Source organism: Lysinibacillus sp. FSL K6-0075 (assembly GCF_038592945.1).
Taxonomy (GTDB): Bacteria; Bacillota; Bacilli; order Bacillales_A; family Planococcaceae; genus Lysinibacillus; species Lysinibacillus fusiformis_F.
Genome location: NZ_CP151947.1, coordinates 1,669,853 through 1,690,445, shown reverse-complemented (window position 1 = coordinate 1,690,445; position 20,593 = coordinate 1,669,853). Strand labels below are relative to the sequence as shown.

The window sequence follows — 20,593 nt, the reverse complement described above, 5'->3', positions numbered from 1 at the left end:
AAAAGAGCATCAACTAGCTATCTAATTAGCCAGTAGATGCTCTATCATTTTCAACTCTTGTAAGAAAGCTTCAGTACAAAATAATGTGATTCTTTATTTTTGAATAAACATTTGTGTCCAGTAGTTACCGTCCTGTACATACCCTACACCAATATGTGTATAGCTTTTATTGAGGATGTTGGCACGGTGTCCTTCACTGTTCATCCAGGCCGTTACAACTTCCTGTGCGGAGCGTTGACCCTTTGCAATATTTTCACCAGCAGATTTATACGTAATACCGAAGTTTTTCATCATTGTAAAAGGTGTACCATACGTTGGACTTGTGTGGTCAAAGTAATTTTTATCGTGCATATCTTGCGACTTATATTTAGCTACTCTAGCTAGCTCCCAATCTTCTTGTAATGCTGAAAGACCTGCTTTTGCGCGTTCTGCATTGACAAGTTTAACAACCTCTTGTTCAACCGTTGCCTGTTCTTTTACAGGGATGTTAATTTTTTGTCCTGGGGAAATTTGATTTGGATTGGCAAGCTGTGGGTTGGCATCAATTAATTCTTGTACACCCGTTTCTGTTTTCAATGCTATTTTCCATAGCGTGTCACCAGATACCACTGTATAGGATTCGGCTGCCATTGCCGCAACGGGTACTAATAATGAAGTTGCTATTACTGAAGCGAGTGCTGCTTTTTTTATTTTTTTAAACATGTTAATCATCCTTCCTATTTGCTCTACCATTATCGTAAATAGTTTCAGAGCCATAATCATCACAAAATATTTGGAAGGATTTTTACATTTGTATGACAAGCACGCAATATGAATGGTCGAAGCCCTTTATCACGCTATTCTCTATCATTCGGCTTGTCATCAAGTTGCAATCTATTTGTAATTGGCATACATTACTAATAGATTTGGTGTTCAAGATTTGCACAATATATCCTATTTTGCTAATTGCTTACGCTGCAATCGATAAATTAAAAGAATATAGAGCCAATCATAAAAGAGTGTTGCTACAGAAATAATGGTAATCAATGGCGTGCGGAAGTAGAGATAAAAGCCAACCGCAGCAAATAATGTACCCACCATCTTACACACTGCAATCCCCATTGATTGGCCAGCTAAATTCCCTCTTTTCAATAATAAAGCAATAAATAACCCTGACATCATAAGATTTTGGAAGAATGCTACGTACTTTCCTTCGAAATCTTGAAACTCATAGACTATGCCTAAAATGATCAGCATGCAGAAAATTAACGAGATCAAAAAGGAGAAATACAATAGCTTTTTTGATAGCATCTTTCGATATTCATTTGGAGCATAGCGTAAAAATTGCATTAAAATAAAGACATCCAATACGAACCAAATCAGCGTAATATAGCGTTGGAGGTCATTTTGTGGATAGAAAAAGGCAAAAATAAATTCCCATGAAATATTGGCACAAATAGCTGCCATAGGCATACCATAGGTTTTATCTTGCCATCCTTTATAAATAATAAGTATATATGTAAATATCCAAAAAAGTCCCATGCCTACTTGGCAAATTAATAATATGTCTTGTTCACTCAACATTGACTCTCTCCCCCTCTCTAGCATTCCTTCTACTATATGTGAGGAAATCGATTCGATATGTCTAAAAGTTTGATAGACGGGTAAAGGAGTGGCTACGGCAACCTATACATTCCATATGCAATCCTATATAGTAAAACGAGGTGATTAAATGAAAATAAAAATGTATGTAGATAATGAGCAATTGATTGCTGGGACTACCTTAAAAGATGCGATGGAAGTAGAGCATAATAATATGGCTTTGCATAGTTGCCAAGATGTTCAAGCTATAATTGACAATCGTCAGCATTTAGCCGCGACTTTGAACTGTGACTTACAAAATTTTATTTGTACAGAGCAAACACACAGTGCAAACTTCCATAAAGTCACATTAGCCGATCAAGGACGTGGGGCAGCGCAAATGGATACAGCGGTGAAGAATACCGATGCGCTTTATACAGTAGAGCCTAACTTACTATTATGTAGCTTTACGGCAGATTGCGTTCCAGTTATTTTTTATAATGCTGTGAATGGACTCGTCGGTGTTATTCATTCAGGATGGCAAGGAACCGTCAAAGAAATAACACCCAAACTGTTTCAGCATCTGATGAAGGAAGAACAATGTCGACCAGAGGATTTTCATGTTCAAATTGGTATGGCGCTGAGTCAGCAAAAATTTGAGGTAGATGCGGATGTTTATGAAAAGTTTCACAGCCTCGGCTATGCCGAAGAATTTATGTATTACAATGCAGAAACGAAAAAATATCATATTGATAATCAACAAACGGTCAAAAAACAATGTAAGCTTGCGGGTATTCCTCCTGAACAAATTCAAATTGATGAAACCTGTACATTCCTTAGCCCAGATGGCTTTTCTTACCGTCAAGACAAACAAGCAGGGAGACATTTAAGCTTTATTATGCGAAAAGCACATTAACAAAACAGGCCAATTCTTGACGAGTTGGCCTGTGCTATTATTTTAATGTACCTGTACTAATAATGGACGTTTCTACACGGACGTTTACGTCTAATTTTCCAATGAGCTCTCTTGTTTTTTTCGTCGTCCATTTTCCATGATGGTACATTCTGAATTCTTCACTTAAGCCAGCGGGGTCTACCTCTGTTTTATTTAATCGCTCTAAAAAACCACCAATATCCTGTTCAAGCTGTTTATTCACATCTTTTTCTAAATCACTAATACTTTCAACCGTGAATAATTGATACTCTCTTTCTCCCTTATATTCGCTTAATGTACCCTTAATTTTTAAGAAAATCGTTAATTCGGGTGATTCCATATTTTTATTACTCTCTTTTTTCACACTGCTCTCGATTAAATCGATCATTACCTTTTCTTCTCCGTGTCCCGCGTTTAAATCCAGATGCAGAGGCGCAAGGTTCTTCCGTCCACTTAATGCTTGGATAACAAGTGCTTCCTCAGGTTTAATTAATTCATGCATATGATTCCCTTTAAATATGGCAACGCCTTTAATTTCTAATTTTTCCCCTCGTTTTTCAACATAAGGTAATACTGTATCAATTACTGGATTGGTAATCGAATACATAAAATCATGAATATTAGTATTTGGATTAAAAGCAGTATTAATACTAGGCTCTAATAGATTATTCAAATAGAAATTAATACTTGGCTTATCAGGATAATCCCCTTTTAAAATCGCTTCCGCATTATCCTTCACCACGGCTATCAATACTTTATTACCTACTTCTGCATTACGATATAAGTGCTGAATGATTTTTCGAACATTCCCTTTCCGTGCAAAATCTTCGTTTACTAAGACAACTCGCAATTGATTGAAGACTATTTTCTTATCGGATTGCTTTTCGATTTCCACGATGCCGCTTGACACTAAGTCTGTTGTAATAGAAAACGTTTGTGTGTCTTTTTCTGCGTCTGGAGAATATTGAGGAATTGCTACTGTGAGCCTCATCTGGTTTTCATCGATATAATCAAAGGCCATCGAATCTACCATCCCAACATCCTCTAGAGGAACTTTTATTTCTTTTTTAGAACAACCTGCCAGTAAAACTAAAATCAAAAAAGAAATGATGCATAGCTGTTTATGTTTCATACTTGCACCTGCTTTTTTCGAATTATATATATCAGAATTAAAAACACGGGCCAAATCACCAGCAAATAGCCCATATAGTTACTTGCCATAAATAATTTTTCTTGAAATTCACGCGAAAAAGGCATTTTTATAATAATAAAAATGATGAAGGCGATGATATATAGCTGATAATTTTGTTTTTTCTTTTTAAGTAAGGTATCCACACCCCTTTTTGCACACCAAACATAGGCTGTGACCGAGGATAGTATAAGAAGAACCCAAAGTGTAATGCCAATGATATCGATTCGCTCAATAAAGGTAAATTCTCCAGCTTTAAACAAGTTTAATACTGAAAACTCTACATTTTTCAATTGCCACTCTGAATAATACATGACGCTAATAGCTGTTGTAATAAAGCATAAAAAAATACTAATCCAAATGCCTATTAAGGAATGACGGAAGGCCTTTTTTTGATCGATGATATAAGGAAAATAAAATAAGATCAATTCGTAACCAAGTATAGAAAAATAACCTTGCTTTAACGCTTCATAAAATTCATTCGGTGTGAAATTAAATAGAGGCAAAAAATGACTAGGATCACCTTTTTCAATCGCCCAGCGCGTAAAATAGATGACGCCAATCGTGATAAAAAAGGTCATCATACAAAATCGTGCAATTGATTTTATGCCCCCACTTACGATGTAAATAAGCAACAGTAAAAAGCAAAGTACAGGCAAGGTAATTGTTTGTTCCTGTAAAGCTGTGCTTTGAATTAAGTGCATATAATTACTAATAATTCCTGCACTAAAGACAATAAATTGAATAATGATGAGTATATTTATAAACTTTCCGAGCCATTTTCCCAATAGTATTTCATTCATCCGAAATAAATCATCATTGGGAAATTTAGAGCAAAGCCATACCATGGCAAATAGCGTCAGGCTGGCAATCACGCCAAAGAGAAGCGGCATAAATGTTTGTGTATAGCCCATAGAACTTAGTTTTTGAGGTAGTGAAAGGATACCGGTACCAATCATAATACTTTGTGCTAAGAAAATGACATGATAGCGATTTAACACCTTTCCATTTGTTGTATTCAAAGTTGACCACCTCATTCTGGTTCTATTTTTTCTGTGCCTTGGAAATCCCTGATTTGTTCCTTAAATATTTTGTTGGAAATCTGATGACACTATCCAATAAATCGGTTGGCTTTCTTGGAATAGCAGGTGTCATATAATGTGTGCCTAAAGATTTTAGACTTAATAAATGATGAATTAACCATGCAAAGGCGAGCATCTGTCCAAACAAGCCAAATAACCCTGCCGATAAAATAAAAATATAACGGATAAATCGGCTAGTATTACTCATTAAAAAAATCGGCGGTAAGAAGGACAGTAGAGCTGAGGTTGCGACTAATACAATGAGTATATTACTGAGTAAACCAGCTTCTACAGCGGCCGTCCCTATTACAATACCTCCTACGATACCAATTGTTTGTCCGACTTTGGCAGGCATTCGGGAGCCCGCTTCTCGCAAGACTTCAATAATCAGCTCGATAAATAACACTTCAATCAGCGGTGGAAATGGCACCTTACTTCTGGATTCCTGAAGATTTAATAATAATTCATATGGCAAAATTTCTGGATGGAAGGTTAAGGCTGATATATACATAGGTGTAATCATGATCGTTAAGAAAAAACCAAAAAAGCGCAACATCCTTAATAAAGATGCCGTTGTCCAACGGTTGTAATAATCTTCAATCGACACGAACATTTCAAAAAAAGAAGTGGGACAGACAATCGCTAATTGACTATTATCCATAAAAACGACAATTCTACCATCTAGAAGATAACGGCAAATACTATCTGGTCGGACTGTCATATAATATTGAGGAAACGGCGATAATGGATTATCCTCAATTAATTGCTTCAACACGGATATATCTGTAAATAACGGATATTCTACCTGGTCGATACGGTTTCTTAGATCATCTAAATTTTCATGACTCACTATATTATCCATATACATAATCGATATTTTAATATTAGCTTCGGACCCAACAATTCGGTTTTCATTTTTTAGCATGGAGCTTTGAATACGTCTTCTCACTAACGAAATATTCGTTTCGAGTGATTCAGTAAATGCATCCTGTGGACCAATTACAGTTGACTCTGTTTCCGTATCCGTAATAGCCCTTGTAGGTGCGCTATATGTATCGACGCTTAAAAGTGCATTGGTTTCGTGAAAGAAAAGAAGGGTTTGCCCAGCATTCAATTTTTTAACGACACCCTGTACATCCTTTGGGTCCACATATTGAGCCATTTGATGAATTTGTTTCAAATTATTGGCCAGTGGAATCGTCACCATGGTTTGTAGGGTCATTTTTTCGATGAGTGAGGAGAAATAAATGACCGTCACATCCCCTTCTTCTGTAGCAATCATTTTCAGTTTCACATCATCGACTTCGTTAATTTCCTGCTTTAATTTAGCGACAATTTGTTCAGGTATCTCGTTCATTTTCGCGCCACCCCTTTCATTCCGATGAATACCAGTCCATATCATTCATTTTTAGTAGTTTGGCTTTTCTTTCGTTTATTTATGTAAAAATTGTGCTAGCAAAAATAGCCATACAAAAAGGATGCATCCCAGTTAGAGATACATCCTTTTATGCTATTCTATAGAATCTTTGCTGTATCGGTTTTTACCAATACCAAATACGTAGTAGCTCATTGTTACGAGAGCTAAGAAAATAATGCCAACAATTAATGATATGCGTGTATCATCATTGAACCACATGCCAACTAGCACCATGATTAAAAAGATAATCGTTACATAGTTTGTAATGGGTGCAAAAGGCATTTTGAAAGGATGCTTCGCCATTTGCGCTCCCTTTTCTTTTCTAAAACGAATTTGACTAATTAAAATGATAAACCATGGAATCATCCCTGGTAAGACACTTGCACTATACACATAAACAAATAAATTTTTAGGGGCAATATAGCTTAGGATAACACCAATGACTAACCCAACTAACACGCCCGCTGTTCCAAATAACGGTACGCCATTACTAGAAAGCTTGGCGAAAAATTTTGGTGCTTGTCCATTCATAGCAAGTGTATATAACATACGTCCAGCACTATAAATCCCACTGTTACAGCCTGACATTGCTGCTGTGATGACAACAAAATTAATAATCCCTGCAGCCGCTGTAATACCTACCTTCGCAAATGTCGCCACGAAAGGACTACCAATTGTTCCAAGCTCATCCCAAGGATACACTGTAACAATGACAAAGATTGCACCGATATAGAAAATTAAAATACGCCAAATAATGCTTTGGATGGCATTGGTAATCGTTTGTTGAGGATTTTTTGCTTCCCCTGCTGTAATCCCAATGAGCTCTACCCCTTGATAAGCAGCAACGACTAAGGATAGGGCAAAGAAGAAGCCTGTCCAGCCACCCGTAAAGAAGCCACCGTGACTCCACAGATTAGATAAGCCAATTGCTATACCATCGTTGCCAAAGCCAAAGAAGATCAATCCAATTCCTGCAATAATCATTAAAATAATCGTCACGATTTTAATCATCGCAAACCAAAATTCAAATTCACCAAATGATTTGACAGAGATGAAGTTCGCCACACCTAAAATCACCATCGCAATAAGACCAGGTATCCACGCTGGTAATTCCGGATACCAATACTGCATATACGTTCCCACTGCTATAATTTCAGACATCCCAACAATAACCCATTGGAACCAGTTACTCCACGCTGTTAAATAACCCGCTAAAGGGTGAATATATTTATAGCCAAACGTGGCAAAAGAGCCTGTACTTGGCTCTGTATAAAGCATCTCACCCATTGCCCTCATAATGAAAAAAATAAAAATACCTGCTATCCCATAGGCAAGGAGTACAGAAGGTCCCGTCCATTGAATAGCACTTGCCGAGCCCATAAATAGCCCTACACCAATCGTACCACCAAGTGCAATCATTTGAATATGACGTGCTTCTAATCCTCGTTGTAATTCCTTATTGGCCACTCCATAACGCCTCTTTTCCTGATGTAATTTCTACGTTGAACATCCTTTAAAAATCATAAACAATTATTCTAAAAAAGACAAATGTATTTTTAGGAAAAACAAAAAATAATGATAATTTGATAGTTTCAACAAATACCACTCTTTTATTTCAAAAAATTCTTAAAATTCGATAAATTAAACTTTATCTCACAAAAGTAATTGACCTAATTATCAAAAAAGTATAATATCTTTATATATTTTTAAGAAAACGAGGAATTTTTGTGCGTAAAACAGTATTTAGAAGAAAGAAAATAGAGGATTTATTGCAAAATAAAGGGACTATTCAACTAAAGAAAACATTAGGAGCTTTCGATCTTATCCTATTAGGCATCGAATTCAGATATTGGGCTATTTTGATCGCTACCGCTAGTATGAAAAATAAGGAAAAGACACTTTTGCAGGATGGTTGATTGGAGTGGAGCCAGCGTCACTCCTAGGGGAATTAGCGATTCATCGGACGCCCCCTGGAAAGGACGCTGGCGGAACGGAAATCAACCCCTCGCCTTGCCAAAAAGTCTTTTTCTGCTATAGACATGATCTTTTACATCCAATCCCTCCATTTAATACAAGGAAAAGAAAAAAACTCTATTCCCATTTTAACGAAAGGAATAGAGTTTACGTCTTTATTGTAGTAATGTTTGTTCTTGTAATTTGGCAGAGAAGTATTTACGTGCATCTGCTGTTAGAATTTGTAGCAATGTCACTTCTTCCTGACGAGCAAATTCAACAAACATTCCACTTAAATTTTCGTAGACATATTTGATTTTAAAGCCACTATCTAAATAATGATCTACTTTTTGGATTTCCTCTGTGCTTTGTTGGAATTCAGACATGCCATCACCTCACCTTCTTTTGAAAATGTCTTGATGTTGTCTCTCTTACTCGGCACCCTTCATTTCGAACAGAGGATCTGGTTGCTCCACCAGTTCATCTTCATCTGGAGCCGCCGTTGGAGCTGCTGGTTGCCCAAATAGTTCATCTAAATTATGTCCGACCGTAATGCCTAAATATTTGGCATCACTTGGATCATCTAGCTCAGCTTGTGGATACTTTTTAAACCACCAATACTTCGCTAATATATAATATACAATCGCTCCTACAGCGAACCCTACTAAAGAAGAATAAGTTGAAAATATATTCGCAACTACTCCGCCGATTACCCAGGCGATTAACCCTGCCATATTAAAGCCCTTATAATATTTAAATTGCCCGTCTAATTCGTAAAGCTCTTTTACATGTATTCGCCGTTTACGAATGAGGTAATAATCAGCAAATAAAATTCCTACAATCGCCGTTAAAATACCCCCAATGATTAATAGGACATTGACCATCACATCAAATAGGCTCCAAGGCTGAGCAAGAATACCAATAATTCCTGCAATGACAACCCCTACCCAGAATGGAACTTTTGGTCCTCCAATATTAGAGAAAATAGTAGCTGCTGGCACGACATTAGCAGAGGTATTTGTCGACCATTGTGCTAACACAATCATCAACAATAAAATTCCTAGAATAAAGCCACTTGCACTTTGCTGTAAGGCATTGATTGGATCAGCCGATGCCACAGCCATATAACACACTGCTCCAATTGTAACAATGAACGTATTCGTAATGGGCATGACAATTAATGAGCCCACAAGCTGTGTTTTATTGCGCTTGAACCAATTACGCTCATATTTAGGTGCTTTAAAGAATCGAGACAGGGACGGCATATCAGCTGCTAGTGTTGACCAAAAGCCCATATTTGCCATGACCACTACCATAAAGGCTGTAAAAGCAGCAAAGCCTGTTGTTGGGGTTTCCACCCACGTCCAAATATTTTTTCCCTGAGATGTTGCATTATCTGCCAATGTGTAATACATCCAACAAGAAATTAAAATAATGACAGGGGCTGCTAAATCAGCAAAGCGCTCAATGGATTTAATGCCCAGTGAAGTATTAAAGAGTTGAAGTGCTGCAAACACAAGGAAACAAATAAACCAATTATCAAAGCCAAACAATAAATTTAAAATACCGTTTATCGCTAATGCACCAAAATACGTATTCAGACCAAACCAACAGGCAGCTGTAACGCCTCTTACAAGAGAAGGTATATGCGTACCGAATGTGCCAAATGGTGCTCGCATGTAAACCGGGAAAGATAGCCCATGCTCTATCCCGATATCACCTATTAACGTCATAAAGACACCGATTAAACAAGAACCTACCAATGTTGCCACGATGACCATTGGTAAGGATAAGTTCATGATGGCTGAACCACCAATGGCAAAAGCCGCTAATACAATCGCCATTCCTATCCAAATCACTGCAAAACCAAATGTTCCAATATTTCTTTGTTGATGTGTCACTGGAAGTAAATCTGGGGATTTTAAATAATTCCCTTCACGTTCCATAATGTTTCTCTCCTTTTTTTCTAATTTCCGTGACAACCTACTTGAAGTGCCTTCCTTCACCAAAAATGCTGAAGGAAGGTGGAATTTCGATTTTAATCTTTATTCAAAATTGAACAACGGTCCTTTATTTTGCTAGACTGCTAAGAAGTGATTGGCGTTCATTCCATGTCATTGGCGGAATTGTAGATGTACGTTCTACCATTGAAATGGCCCCATCGACAGGGCAAACAATCGAGCATAAATTACAGCCTACACAGTCTTCCTCTCGAACCTTTAACATTGGGCGACCATCCTCCGTATAAAGATCAATACATTGATGGGATGTATCCTCACAAGCGATATGGCATTTATTGCAATTAATACAAACATCATTATTAATTTCTGCGACAATTTTATAATTTAAATCTAAATCGCCCCAGTTTGAATACCTTTGCACAGAACGACCGACTAAATCCATGACTGAAGCTAAGCCTTTATCATCTAAGTAGTTATTGAGCCCATCAATCATATCCTCCACAATACTAAAGCCATGATGCATCGCTGCTGTACATACCTGTACACCTGTTGCACCCATTAAAATAAATTCCGCAGCATCTTGCCAATTGGAGATGCCCCCAATGCCCGAAATCGGTACATTGACTAATGGATTACGGGCACACTCCGCGACCATATTCAGTGCAATTGGTTTAACTGCTGGGCCACAATAGCCTCCATGAGCTCCTTTGCCTGCCACATGTGGTACTGTATTCCAAGAATCTAAATCAACACCCGCTAAACTGTTAATCGTATTGATCATACTTACCGCATCTGCTCCACCTCGTGTTGCCGCTTCTGCCGTCACGGTAATATCCGTAATGTTTGGCGTCAGTTTAACAATGACAGGTGTACGCGCCGCTTCCTTTACCCAGTACGTTTGCTTTTCCACCAATTCAGGGACTTGACCAGAGGCAGAACCCATGCCTCGTTCTGCCATCCCATGTGGACAACCAAAGTTAAGCTCAAGACCATCAACCCCCACATCTTCTACACGTTTCACAATTTCATGCCATTTTTCTTGTTTTGGTTCCACCATTAACGAGGCAATAATTGCGTGATTAGGAAATTTCTTTTTCGTCTCATAAATTTCTTGTAAATTGACTTCTAGTGGTCGGTCCGTAATTAATTCAATATTATTAAAGCCCGCCACACGTTGACCATTATAGCTAACAGCTGCAAAACGGGAAGACACATTTAAAATCGGTTCCCCTAACGTTTTCCATACTGCGCCACCCCAGCCTGCTTCAAATGCACGCTGTACTTGATAGCCTGAATTCGTTGGTGGAGCAGATGCTAGCCAAAATGGATTCGGCGATTTGATGCCCGCTAAATTAATGCGTAAGTCTGCCATGTAAGTTCCCCCTCTATCCCTTACTAACAATCTTTTTTGTACTGAAAGTATAGCGTCAGGTATAGGCTGTAAGACCAACACTTCAAAATGTAAGATAATATAAAATCATTCAGATGGGATATTAACAGCCTGTAAAAACCCGATTGGTGAAACTAACAATCACTGGAGGATGAAGAGCCTCCACTGATTGAAGGTTCACTTTATCCCGTATTAACAGCCTGTAAGACCAACACTTCAAAATGTAAGATAATATAAAATCATTCAGATGGGGTATTAACAGCCTGTAAAAACCCGATTGGTGAAACTAACAATCAGTAGAGGATGAAAAGCCTCCACTGATTGAAGGTTCACTTTATCCCGTATTAACAGGCTGTAAGACCAACACTTTAAAATGTAAGATAATATAAAATTCATTCAGATGGGGTATTAACAGCCTGTAAAAACCCGATTGGTGAAACTAACATTCAGTGGAGGATGAAGAGCCTCCACTGATTGAAGGTTCACTTTATGCAATCTCACTTGGTTTTCTTAAACGTTCATGAATCTTGTATGCTGCATCTTTGCCTTGTTGTACAGCGGTCACTACCATCGCTTCACCCTGTCCATTGCCAAAGACAACATCTCCACATGCAAATACCTTGTCATTGGACGTTTGCATTGTTGTCTCATCAATATCGACGACACCATTTGTATGAGCTAAACCAAAGGCTTCAATTAACGATACGAAACGAGTTTGCCCAATGGCTTTAATAACAGCATCCACTTCAATGATAAAATTGGAGCCCTTTACTTCTTCTGGGCGTTGTCGACCATCAGGACCCGCCTCACCAAGCTTCATTTTCACACATTCAATGCCTGTCACCTTTCCTGCTTCATTGCCGATAATTTTCTTTGGTGCTGTTAGCCATTTAAATTCCACGCCGTCCTGCTTGGCAAATTCATACTCAAATTTGTATGCCGTCATTTCTTTTTGTGTTCTGCGATAAAGAATTTGTACATTGTCTGCTCCTAAGCGTACCGCACTTGTAGCACCGTCAATAGCCGTATTTCCAGCACCGATTACAGCTACTCGTTTCCCTACAATATCATTTGTAAGCGGTCCCATTTTTGTTTTTCGAATAAACTCAATGGCATCATGTACCCCTTCTAAATCTTCCCCATCAATGCCCAGATTCGGGACAGCACCCATGCCGACAGCTAAAATAACACTGTCATAGTGCGCCAAAATTTCAGCAGCAGAAATATCCACACCTACAGCTGTGTTCGTTTGTATGTCCACACCAAGCTGTTCAATCTGCTCTACTTCCCAATCTACGACATCATTTGGCAATCGGAACGCTACAATTCCATAGCTTCCTAAGCCCCCAGCCTTCGCTTCAGCCTCATAGATCGTTACTTGGTAGCCTAAGCGACTGAGTTCACGCGCTGCCGACAAACCAGCAGGACCTGCCCCAACAATGGCTACTTTCTGACCATTATATGACCCTGGTTTAAATAGCTGAGCATTGGTTTCCATTGCCCAATCCGTTGCATAGCGTTGTAACTCACCAATTTTAATTGGCTTTGTTGAAGAATTTAAGACACACGCCCCTTCACACAGTTCTTCCGTTGGACAAACTCTTGCACAGCTTGCACCAATTGGGTTTGCTTCTAATATAGTCGTAGCTGAACCCTTCATATTACCGGATGCAATTTTTTTTATGAAATTTGGGATTTGAATACTTGTTGGACATGCTTTAATACATGGTGCGTCATAGCAATATAGACAACGATTGGCTTCCTCAATAGCCTCATTCTTTGTCATCTTGCCTTTTAATTCCACAAAATTACGTCTAAGCTGCATGGTCATCGCATTCTCTTGAATCGGAACCATTTCCACATCCCCCTCATGTGTTCATTTTTTCCGTACTCTAATTACTAGACCGATTGCTTTGCTCTCCAGTCAAAACAATCGGTCCTATCCCTGTAGGAAGCTAAATATTAAGTGCTTCCGCAGCTACTGTTTTTAATGGACGTTTAATGTATCGCCCACTGCCAAGTACGCCTACAAATTCTTTATTTTTAATGACATATTCCCCACGTACGAGTACACTAACAGGCTCACCTGTTACCTCCCAGCCCTCATATGGGTTATAGTCCACATTCATATGATGTGTTTTAGCCGAAATTTGGCGCTGTGCCTCTGGGTCAAAAATGACGATATCCGCATCTGAACCAATTGCAATTGTTCCTTTTTGCGGGAATAAACCAAATATCTTTGCGGCACTAGTAGAGATCATATCAACAAATTCATTGATGGAAATTCTACCTTTTGCCACGCCCTCTGAATATAAAATACTGAAGCGGTCTTCAATAAATGGCCCGCCATTCGGAATTTTTGAGAAGTCATTTAAGCCTAGCTGCTTTTTACCCTTAAAGCTAAAGGAGCATTGGTCTGAGCCAATCGTTTGTAGCTGTTTTGCCTTTAAGGCATGCCATAAATGTTCTTGATGATATTTAGGACGAAGTGGAGGTGACCAAACATATTTCGCTCCCTCAAAGCCTGGCTGTGCTAATGCTGATTGATCGAGTGTTAAATAAGGTGGGCAAGTTTCACCATAGACATCATAGCCCTTTTCACGGGCAGCAATAATTTCATCTACCGCTTCTTTACATGTCACATGCACCACATAGAGCTTCGCACCAGCTATATGGGCTAATTCGATGGCACGTTTTGTTGCCTCGCCTTCCAATTCCGCAGGACGAGTCAGTGCATGATAGATTGGTTCCTTATGTCCTGCACGTCTTGCTTCCTCTACTAGCTCATCAATAACAGAGCCATTTTCACAATGGACCATCACTATCGCACCAAGATCCTTGGCGATTTTAAAGGCTTTAAATAGTGTACGATCTGTCGCTTGGAATTCTTTTGCATAAGCCATGAAGACCTTGACAGAAGTAATGCCCTCTTGCTCCAATAGTTGTGGTAATTCAGCTTCGGTTTCAGGTGTTAAATCACCAATCATTAAGTGGAAGCCATAGTCAATAGCTGACTTTCCTTTTGCCTTGTCATGCCATTTTTCTACCGCTGTCGATAATTTTTCTTCCCCTGCTGTTAAACAAAAATCTAAAATAGTCGTTGTCCCACCAAAAGCCGCTGCAATGGTGCCTGATTTCCAATCATCATCTGTCACCGTATTATTGAATGGCATGTCTAAATGCGTATGGGGATCAATGCCACCAGGTAATACGTACTTGCCTGTAGCATCAATAATTTCAGCGCCAGCATCCGTTAAATTTCGGCCAATTTGAACAATTTTACCGTTATCAATTAAAATATCTGCCTCAAATACATCAGCAGCCGTTGCTACTCGTCCACCTTTAATGATTTTTTTCATTATGCCTCTCACCCTTCATCGCAAAATTAGAGAATGCTTGCTAGTTAATGCAGTGTATATGTTTCGCCCATACTAAACTTCGTTTGTAGCGTTAACACCGTTTCTAGTAAAATATCTGCGCCCTTTGCACAATCCTCAAAGGCTGTTTCCTCTTCCTCACAATGGCTCTTGCCTTGAATACTTGGAACAAAAATCATCGCGGAAGGAACCATACTTGCCATATACTGCGCATCATGTCCAGCGCCGCTAAACATTCGATGCGCTGAATAGTCAAAGCTTTGACAAGCTCTTTCTATTTCATTGCAAATCGCACTATCAAAATACACGGTATCCCTGCCCCACAACTTGACAGGCTGAATATGGCATCCACCTGCTGTTTCTGGAAGCGCGTTGAGAATATCCTCAACCTGTTGCATGACCTCTGGTTTTTGGTGACGAGAATCAATTGTAAATGTCACCTTATTTGGGATGACGGTATGAATATTCGGGGAAACATTCATACGACCAAAGGTAAAAACAAGTTGTTCATCAATTTTTCCTAATTGTTCATGTAGCTCTGTAATGATGGTCGATGCCACAATCATCGGGTCTTTACGCATTGACATTGGTGTTGTACCTGCATGATTTGATTGTCCTGTAATGGTAATTTCGTAGCAAACCATACCGAGTACACCCTCTACCACACCAATTTCCAGTTGTTTTGCCTCTAGTACTGGCCCTTGTTCAATATGCAATTCAATATAAGCAAGTGCTTCCTTCAGACGATTGGCTTGCTCTCCCTCATAGCCACTTACTTGTAACGCTTCTTGAAAACGAATGCCATGTTTATCTGTAGATTGCAGCATTTTTTCTTTGTCAAATTTCGAGGTGATGACCCCAGAACTCATCATGGCTGGATCAAAACGTGCCCCCTCTTCATTCGTGAAATTGACAATCATGAGTGGGATGTCCACTTCAATATCATTTTCCTTTATTGTTCGAATGGCCTCAATCGCTGTTAGTACACCTAACACGCCATCAAATCTTCCACCTTTTTCAACTGAATCTAGATGGGAACCCATGACAATGGGTGGCACATTCTTTTTACCAGGAAGAGTGGCGTACATATTGCCCATATCATCCACCTGAACATCCATTCCTAACGCTTTGCAACATTCACAAAAATAGTTTCTTGCTAGAACATCCTCATTCGAAAGAGACAAACGTGTGACGCCACCATTTTCAGTGGCCCCAAATTGACTAAATTGTTCAATTAACTCTTGCAATCGTCTACTATTACATTTATACATATGCAAGTCCTCTCTTTCACAGTAGTTAATAAACATTCTAAAATAGATAAAATTTGTGAGATATGGATATAACACTAAAAAAATATGTGCAACTGCACATCATATATGGTAAGTTATGTTCATAATTAAGGGGGGAAAGTATGGGGACGATTCGTAAAATTGTAGAGGGAGTTCAATTCCCAATGCTCACATTAGTCGCTGGACATAGTGGTACGTATCGCAGAGTTACTGGTATTAATGTTGTGGAAAGCAGTGATTTAATCATGTTTTGTAGACCCAATGAATTGGTCGTCACAACAGGCATTAATTTAGATGCACAGCAAGATTCCTTGGAACAGCTTGTCAAACAGGCATACACAAAAAAAGTAGCTGGCTTTATCATTAATACAGGACCATTCATTCCTAATATTCCAGAAGCCGTCATCTCTTTTGCCAATCAACATGATTTCCCTATTTTTCAAATGCCATGGAATTATCGCATTGCCGATCTATTAAAAACTACCTTTCAATTTATTGCCAACCATCATCAAGAGCTTTCTATCGAAGAAAAGATTCTTTTCAATCTACTATTTCAGTACAAACAAAACGCTAACACAATGAAAGATCAACTAGCACAGCTAGGATTTCCTCAAGGAAGAGAATTAGCGATCATAACATGTACAACCATTGGCACCCAAGCGGCTATTGACCGTTACGAAGTCATGATCCAATTCGCTTTTCAAAATCGCTATCAATGCTTCTTAAAATTAAAGCATAAAAATCACCTCATCTTTTTAATTGATAAAGCACAAATCAATACACCAAATATACCCTTCTCAAAAGTCGTGGAAGAAATCTATGAAAAAATCATCTTAAAAAATGGTTACTTGGATATTATTATCGGTAAAGGTAACTATCATAAAGAGCTAGAAAAAGTTCGCCAAAGCTATGATGAATCCTTAACTGTCATTCATTTAGCACAGCTTCATAACAATCGTTATTTGTATAAATACAAAGAAATCGGTGCCTATAAAATATTGATGGCTGTGCAAAACCAGCCCCTGATGAAGTCCTTCAGTCAGGATATTTTAGGACAGCTCTATCGCTATGATGAATTACACGGCACAGACTATGTACCTTTTTTACGCATATTTGTAGAGGAAAATGGCAGTACAAGCAGGATTAGTGAACGTCAATTTATCCATCGTAACACGGTCCTTTATAAAATTAAGAAAATTGAAATGCTATTGGATATGGACTTAAGCAATCCCTTTACGAAGACTAATTTGTATATTGCTTTTTTAATAGAGGATGTCTTAATGCATCAATAGCATGTCAAACTTTTAAATTAACTGAATTTTCTTTCTCATTAAATACTCCTTCTAAAATACTTGAAGCATACATATAAAGTACAAATGGGGCCGACTGTGCATTTTTGTTGTCCACATCTGACGAAAACATATGCATGCTAATCAACTACCTGTTTAGAAGGAGTGAAGCTTCGTGACAAATGTTACAAGTCCCAATTGGCAAGTAAAAGATGAACAATTTGTATGGCACTCAATGAAGCCATATAATCCAAATGCAACGATGATTGTGCAATCCTCTAAAGGCGCGTGGATTACCGACATTGAAGGCAAACGCTATTTAGATGCGATGGCTGGTTTATGGTGTGTGAATGTTGGCTATGGACGAGAGGATATTGCTAAGGCTGCCTATGAGCAATTACTAGAAAATACGTATACACCATTATCTGTTGGGCATATCCCTGCCATTCAATTAAGTGAAAAAATTAGTGAGCTATTAGGTGATGATTATGTCGTCTTCTTCTCCAATAGTGGCTCTGAGGCAAATGAGGCTGCCTTCAAAATTGCTAGACAATATCATCAACAAAAAGGTCACGTTAATCGCACGAAAATCATTTCGCGTTACCGTGCCTATCATGGTAGCTCCATGGGTGCTCTAGCTGCAACTGGACAAGCCCAACGAAAGTATAAATATGAGCCACTGGCACCAGGATTTTTACATGTCACGCCACCTGACTCGTATCGTGCTAATGAAGACCATATTCAAAGTAAGGACCCTTGTGCATTGCCATCCGTCCAAGCAATCGATCATGTCATGACTTGGGAAATGTCTGATTCCATAGCAGCTGTCATTATGGAGCCTATCATTACTGGCGGTGGTGTAATTATGCCCCACGACAACTACCTAGAAGGAGTCAAAGCTGTTTGTGAGAAGCATGGCGCACTGCTTATTGTTGATGAAGTCATTTGTGGTTTTGGACGGACAGGCAAAGCTTTTGGGTTCCAAAACTATGGCATCCAGCCTGATATTGTGACAATGGCAAAAGGCTTAACCAGTGCTTATATGCCACTGTCGGCCACAGCTGTTCGACGTGAAATTTATGAGGCATTTGCAGGAACAGAGGAATACGACTTTTTCCGCCATGTCAACACGTTCGGTGGATCGCCAGCAGCATGTGCCGTCGCATTAAAAAATATTGAAATAATGGAGCAGGAAAATTTATTTGCCCACTCTGCTGCACTAGGTGCTACATTACTTACTACCCTACAGGAGCAATTAAAGGAGCACCCGCATGTTGGAGATATTCGTGGGAAAGGCTTATTAATTGGCATAGAACTTGTTCAAGATAAAAACAGCAAAACACCACTCAATATCACGCTTGTAAACAAAGTAATGACACAATGTAAGGAACAAGGGTTAATCATTGGGAAAAATGGTGTAACCGTTGCAGGCTTCAATAATGTGTTAACCTTATCTCCTCCACTGATTATTTCCTCAGATGAGAAGGATTTCATTGTTGAAAAATTTGTGCAAGCCTTACAATCTATTAAACTGTAGGAGGAATAGCTAGATGGTAACGAATACAGACATACAGGAGTTAGGTCATTTTATCAATGGACAAACAGTTCTAGGGAAAAGCGGACAGTTTTCAGATGTTTACAATCCAAGCACTGGCACTGTCATTGCTCGTGTTCCTTTGGCAACAAAACAAGAGGTACAGGAAGCGATCGCTGCTGCCCAAGCGGCTTTTCCTGCTTGGCGCGCCTTATCTGTTGGGAAACGAGCTGAAATTCTCCTTAAATTCCGCCAACTCATAACAGAAAATATCGATGAGCTAATTGATTTGATCTGTACAGAGAGTGGCAAAACGATTGAGGATGCCAAGGGCGAAATTACACGGGGTTTAGAATCTGTTGATTTAGCCATCAATGCCCCACATTTACTTAAAGGAGAGTATTCTGTGAATGTTGGTGGTCATATCAATGCCTATTCTGTGAAAGAACCATTAGGCGTCGTAGCAGCTATTTCGCCGTTTAATTTCCCTGTCATGGTACCGCTAGCGATTACAAGTATGGCGGTGGCAGTAGGAAACTGTGTTATGTTGAAGCCGTCAGAGCGAGTTCCTTGCTCCTCTTTATTTTTATCAGAGCTGTGGAAAGAGGCAGGCTTACCAGATGGGGTTTGGACGGTTATTAATGGCGATAAAGACGCCGTTCATGAGCTGTTATGTCACCCAGCCATTGAAGCAATTTCCTTTGTAGGCTCCACGCCAGTGGCAGAAGCCATTTATGCTACAGCCTCTCAACATGGGAAACGTGTCACAGCATTAGGTGGCGGTAAAAATAACATGGTGGTGATGCCAGATGCTGACTTAGAGCATGTCGCTAATGCTTTTTTAGGGGCTGCCTATGGAGCTGCCTCTCAGCGTTGTATGGCACTTTCAACCATTATTCCTGTTGGTGAGGATACGGCCAATAAATTAGTCGGTATTCTTGCCAGTAAAATTGCCAAATTAAAAGTGGGTCCCTATACAGATGCCGAAGTTGATTTTGGACCAGTCATCACTCAGCAATCAAAGGACGCCATTATTGGCTATATTGATCGTAGCCTAGAGGAAGGCGCAACACTAGTCTGTGATGGGCGAAATCCGGAAATTGCCAAACAATCGAACGGCTTCTATCTCGGTCCTACTTTACTCGATCATGTAAAGCCTGGGATGGAAATTTACGAGCAAGAGGTTTTTGGGCCTGCACGGAATGTCGTGCGCGTGGCAACACTAGAGGAAGCTATCGCCCTCATTAATGCCCATGAATTAGGAAATGGCGTAACCATCTTTACGAACAATGGTGCAGCTGCTCGAAAGTTTACCACTGAAATTGAAGTAGGTATGGTAGGTGTCAATGTACCAATTCCTATTCCAGTAGGCTATCATAACTTTGGTGGCTGGAAACGTTCAAGATTTGGTGAAGGGCATATGTTTGGACCTGACCAAGTACGTTTTTTCACCAAAGCGAAAACCATCTCAGAAAAATGGATAGAACAAGGGAATGACGTTACCTCATCCTTTGCCTTTCCAAGTAATCAAGACTAATCAGGAAATACAAATATTCGCGTAGTCAGTAGCTACGCGAATATTTAAGCTTGCTATTGAAAAAACTGACGAGCTAACATG

17 protein-coding genes are annotated in these 20,593 nt (G+C 39.2%); 5 read left to right on the top strand and 12 right to left on the bottom strand.

The window, feature by feature from the left end; all coding sequences use genetic code 11:
- Positions 1-93 precede the first annotated feature (93 nt).
- Both safA and MHB65_RS08110 read right to left on the bottom strand, forming a co-directional pair.
- Entirely contained in the window at positions 94-702 is a 609-nt protein-coding gene (gene safA / locus MHB65_RS08115) for a SafA/ExsA family spore coat assembly protein (protein ID WP_342443056.1), read from the bottom strand.
- A 231-nt stretch (positions 703-933) separates the two neighbouring features.
- The gene (locus tag MHB65_RS08110; protein WP_342443055.1) at positions 934-1,563 is read right to left on the bottom strand and encodes a hypothetical protein; all 630 of its coding nucleotides are present in this window, start codon (positions 1,561-1,563) and stop codon (positions 934-936) included.
- A gap of 148 nt (positions 1,564-1,711) precedes the next feature.
- On the opposite strand from MHB65_RS08110, the gene pgeF reads away from it, so the two are divergent.
- Entirely contained in the window at positions 1,712-2,476 is a 765-nt protein-coding gene (pgeF, locus tag MHB65_RS08105) for a peptidoglycan editing factor PgeF (RefSeq protein WP_342443054.1), read from the top strand.
- A 37-nt stretch (positions 2,477-2,513) separates the two neighbouring features.
- Here the strand turns inward: pgeF and MHB65_RS08100 are convergent, their stop codons facing one another.
- From MHB65_RS08100 to MHB65_RS08085, 4 genes are all read right to left on the bottom strand, one after another.
- Positions 2,514-3,626, bottom strand: a complete 1,113-nt coding sequence (locus MHB65_RS08100; protein ID WP_342443053.1) for a Ger(x)C family spore germination protein — start codon at positions 3,624-3,626, stop codon at positions 2,514-2,516.
- Complete coding sequence (locus MHB65_RS08095; RefSeq protein WP_205442412.1) at positions 3,623-4,705, bottom strand: GerAB/ArcD/ProY family transporter; 1,083 nt, start codon at positions 4,703-4,705, stop codon at positions 3,623-3,625. The genes MHB65_RS08100 and MHB65_RS08095 overlap by 4 nt, the downstream gene beginning before the upstream one ends.
- A gap of 22 nt (positions 4,706-4,727) precedes the next feature.
- Positions 4,728-6,122, bottom strand: a complete 1,395-nt coding sequence (locus MHB65_RS08090) for a spore germination protein (RefSeq protein ID WP_342443052.1) — start codon at positions 6,120-6,122, stop codon at positions 4,728-4,730.
- A 153-nt stretch (positions 6,123-6,275) separates the two neighbouring features.
- Positions 6,276-7,649, bottom strand: coding sequence for an amino acid permease (locus MHB65_RS08085; protein WP_205442410.1), 1,374 nt, complete (start codon positions 7,647-7,649; stop codon positions 6,276-6,278).
- Between the two features lie 260 nt (positions 7,650-7,909).
- Here MHB65_RS08085 and MHB65_RS08080 point away from each other — a divergent pair, with 260 nt between their 5' ends.
- Positions 7,910-8,098 (top strand): hypothetical protein, encoded by a 189-nt coding sequence (locus MHB65_RS08080; RefSeq protein ID WP_342443051.1) that lies wholly within the window; start codon positions 7,910-7,912, stop codon positions 8,096-8,098.
- 213 nt (positions 8,099-8,311) lie between these two features.
- On the opposite strand, the gene MHB65_RS08075 is transcribed toward MHB65_RS08080, so the two are convergent.
- From MHB65_RS08075 to MHB65_RS08050, 6 genes are all read right to left on the bottom strand, one after another.
- Complete coding sequence (locus MHB65_RS08075; RefSeq protein ID WP_016995612.1) at positions 8,312-8,521, bottom strand: hypothetical protein; 210 nt, start codon at positions 8,519-8,521, stop codon at positions 8,312-8,314.
- A 45-nt stretch (positions 8,522-8,566) separates the two neighbouring features.
- On the bottom strand, positions 8,567-10,081 hold the full coding sequence (locus MHB65_RS08070; protein ID WP_342443050.1) for an NCS1 family transporter: 1,515 nt from the start codon (positions 10,079-10,081) through the stop codon (positions 8,567-8,569).
- A gap of 124 nt (positions 10,082-10,205) precedes the next feature.
- On the bottom strand, positions 10,206-11,468 hold the full coding sequence (gene preA, locus MHB65_RS08065; RefSeq protein WP_205442406.1) for an NAD-dependent dihydropyrimidine dehydrogenase subunit PreA: 1,263 nt from the start codon (positions 11,466-11,468) through the stop codon (positions 10,206-10,208).
- Positions 11,469-11,973: 505 nt separating this feature from the next.
- Positions 11,974-13,341 carry an NAD(P)-dependent oxidoreductase gene (locus tag MHB65_RS08060; protein WP_342443049.1) on the bottom strand — a complete coding sequence of 456 codons (1,368 nt, stop codon included), beginning with the start codon at positions 13,339-13,341 and terminating at the stop codon, positions 11,974-11,976.
- A gap of 100 nt (positions 13,342-13,441) precedes the next feature.
- Positions 13,442-14,845 (bottom strand): dihydropyrimidinase, encoded by a 1,404-nt coding sequence (hydA, locus tag MHB65_RS08055; protein WP_342443048.1) that lies wholly within the window; start codon positions 14,843-14,845, stop codon positions 13,442-13,444.
- Positions 14,846-14,889: 44 nt separating this feature from the next.
- A complete protein-coding gene (locus MHB65_RS08050) occupies positions 14,890-16,134 on the bottom strand; it encodes a Zn-dependent hydrolase (protein WP_342443047.1) in 1,245 nt (414 codons plus the stop codon).
- Between the two features lie 140 nt (positions 16,135-16,274).
- Here MHB65_RS08050 and MHB65_RS08045 point away from each other — a divergent pair, with 140 nt between their 5' ends.
- From MHB65_RS08045 to MHB65_RS08035, 3 genes are all read left to right on the top strand, one after another.
- Entirely contained in the window at positions 16,275-17,444 is a 1,170-nt protein-coding gene (locus MHB65_RS08045) for a PucR family transcriptional regulator ligand-binding domain-containing protein (protein WP_342443046.1), read from the top strand.
- 172 nt (positions 17,445-17,616) lie between these two features.
- On the top strand, positions 17,617-18,978 hold the full coding sequence (locus MHB65_RS08040) for an aspartate aminotransferase family protein (protein WP_342443045.1): 1,362 nt from the start codon (positions 17,617-17,619) through the stop codon (positions 18,976-18,978).
- A 13-nt stretch (positions 18,979-18,991) separates the two neighbouring features.
- On the top strand, positions 18,992-20,512 hold the full coding sequence (locus tag MHB65_RS08035) for a CoA-acylating methylmalonate-semialdehyde dehydrogenase (RefSeq protein WP_342443044.1): 1,521 nt from the start codon (positions 18,992-18,994) through the stop codon (positions 20,510-20,512).
- Positions 20,513-20,593 lie beyond the last annotated feature (81 nt).

Bases quoted from the DNA above. Each gene is read 5' to 3' on its own strand.
- safA (WP_342443056.1), bottom strand. From the start codon at position 702: ATGTTTAAAAAAATAAAAAAAGCAGCACTCGCTTCAGTAATAGCAACT.
- MHB65_RS08110 (WP_342443055.1), bottom strand. From the start codon at position 1,563: ATGTTGAGTGAACAAGACATATTATTAATTTGCCAAGTAGGCATGGGA.
- pgeF (WP_342443054.1), top strand. From the start codon at position 1,712: ATGAAAATAAAAATGTATGTAGATAATGAGCAATTGATTGCTGGGACT.
- MHB65_RS08100 (WP_342443053.1), bottom strand. From the start codon at position 3,626: ATGAAACATAAACAGCTATGCATCATTTCTTTTTTGATTTTAGTTTTA.
- MHB65_RS08090 (WP_342443052.1), bottom strand. From the start codon at position 6,122: ATGAACGAGATACCTGAACAAATTGTCGCTAAATTAAAGCAGGAAATT.
- MHB65_RS08075 (WP_016995612.1), bottom strand. From the start codon at position 8,521: ATGTCTGAATTCCAACAAAGCACAGAGGAAATCCAAAAAGTAGATCAT.
- MHB65_RS08070 (WP_342443050.1), bottom strand. From the start codon at position 10,081: ATGGAACGTGAAGGGAATTATTTAAAATCCCCAGATTTACTTCCAGTG.
- preA (WP_205442406.1), bottom strand. From the start codon at position 11,468: ATGGCAGACTTACGCATTAATTTAGCGGGCATCAAATCGCCGAATCCA.
- MHB65_RS08060 (WP_342443049.1), bottom strand. From the start codon at position 13,341: ATGGTTCCGATTCAAGAGAATGCGATGACCATGCAGCTTAGACGTAAT.
- hydA (WP_342443048.1), bottom strand. From the start codon at position 14,845: ATGAAAAAAATCATTAAAGGTGGACGAGTAGCAACGGCTGCTGATGTA.
- MHB65_RS08050 (WP_342443047.1), bottom strand. From the start codon at position 16,134: ATGTATAAATGTAATAGTAGACGATTGCAAGAGTTAATTGAACAATTT.
- MHB65_RS08045 (WP_342443046.1), top strand. From the start codon at position 16,275: ATGGGGACGATTCGTAAAATTGTAGAGGGAGTTCAATTCCCAATGCTC.
- MHB65_RS08035 (WP_342443044.1), top strand. From the start codon at position 18,992: ATGGTAACGAATACAGACATACAGGAGTTAGGTCATTTTATCAATGGA.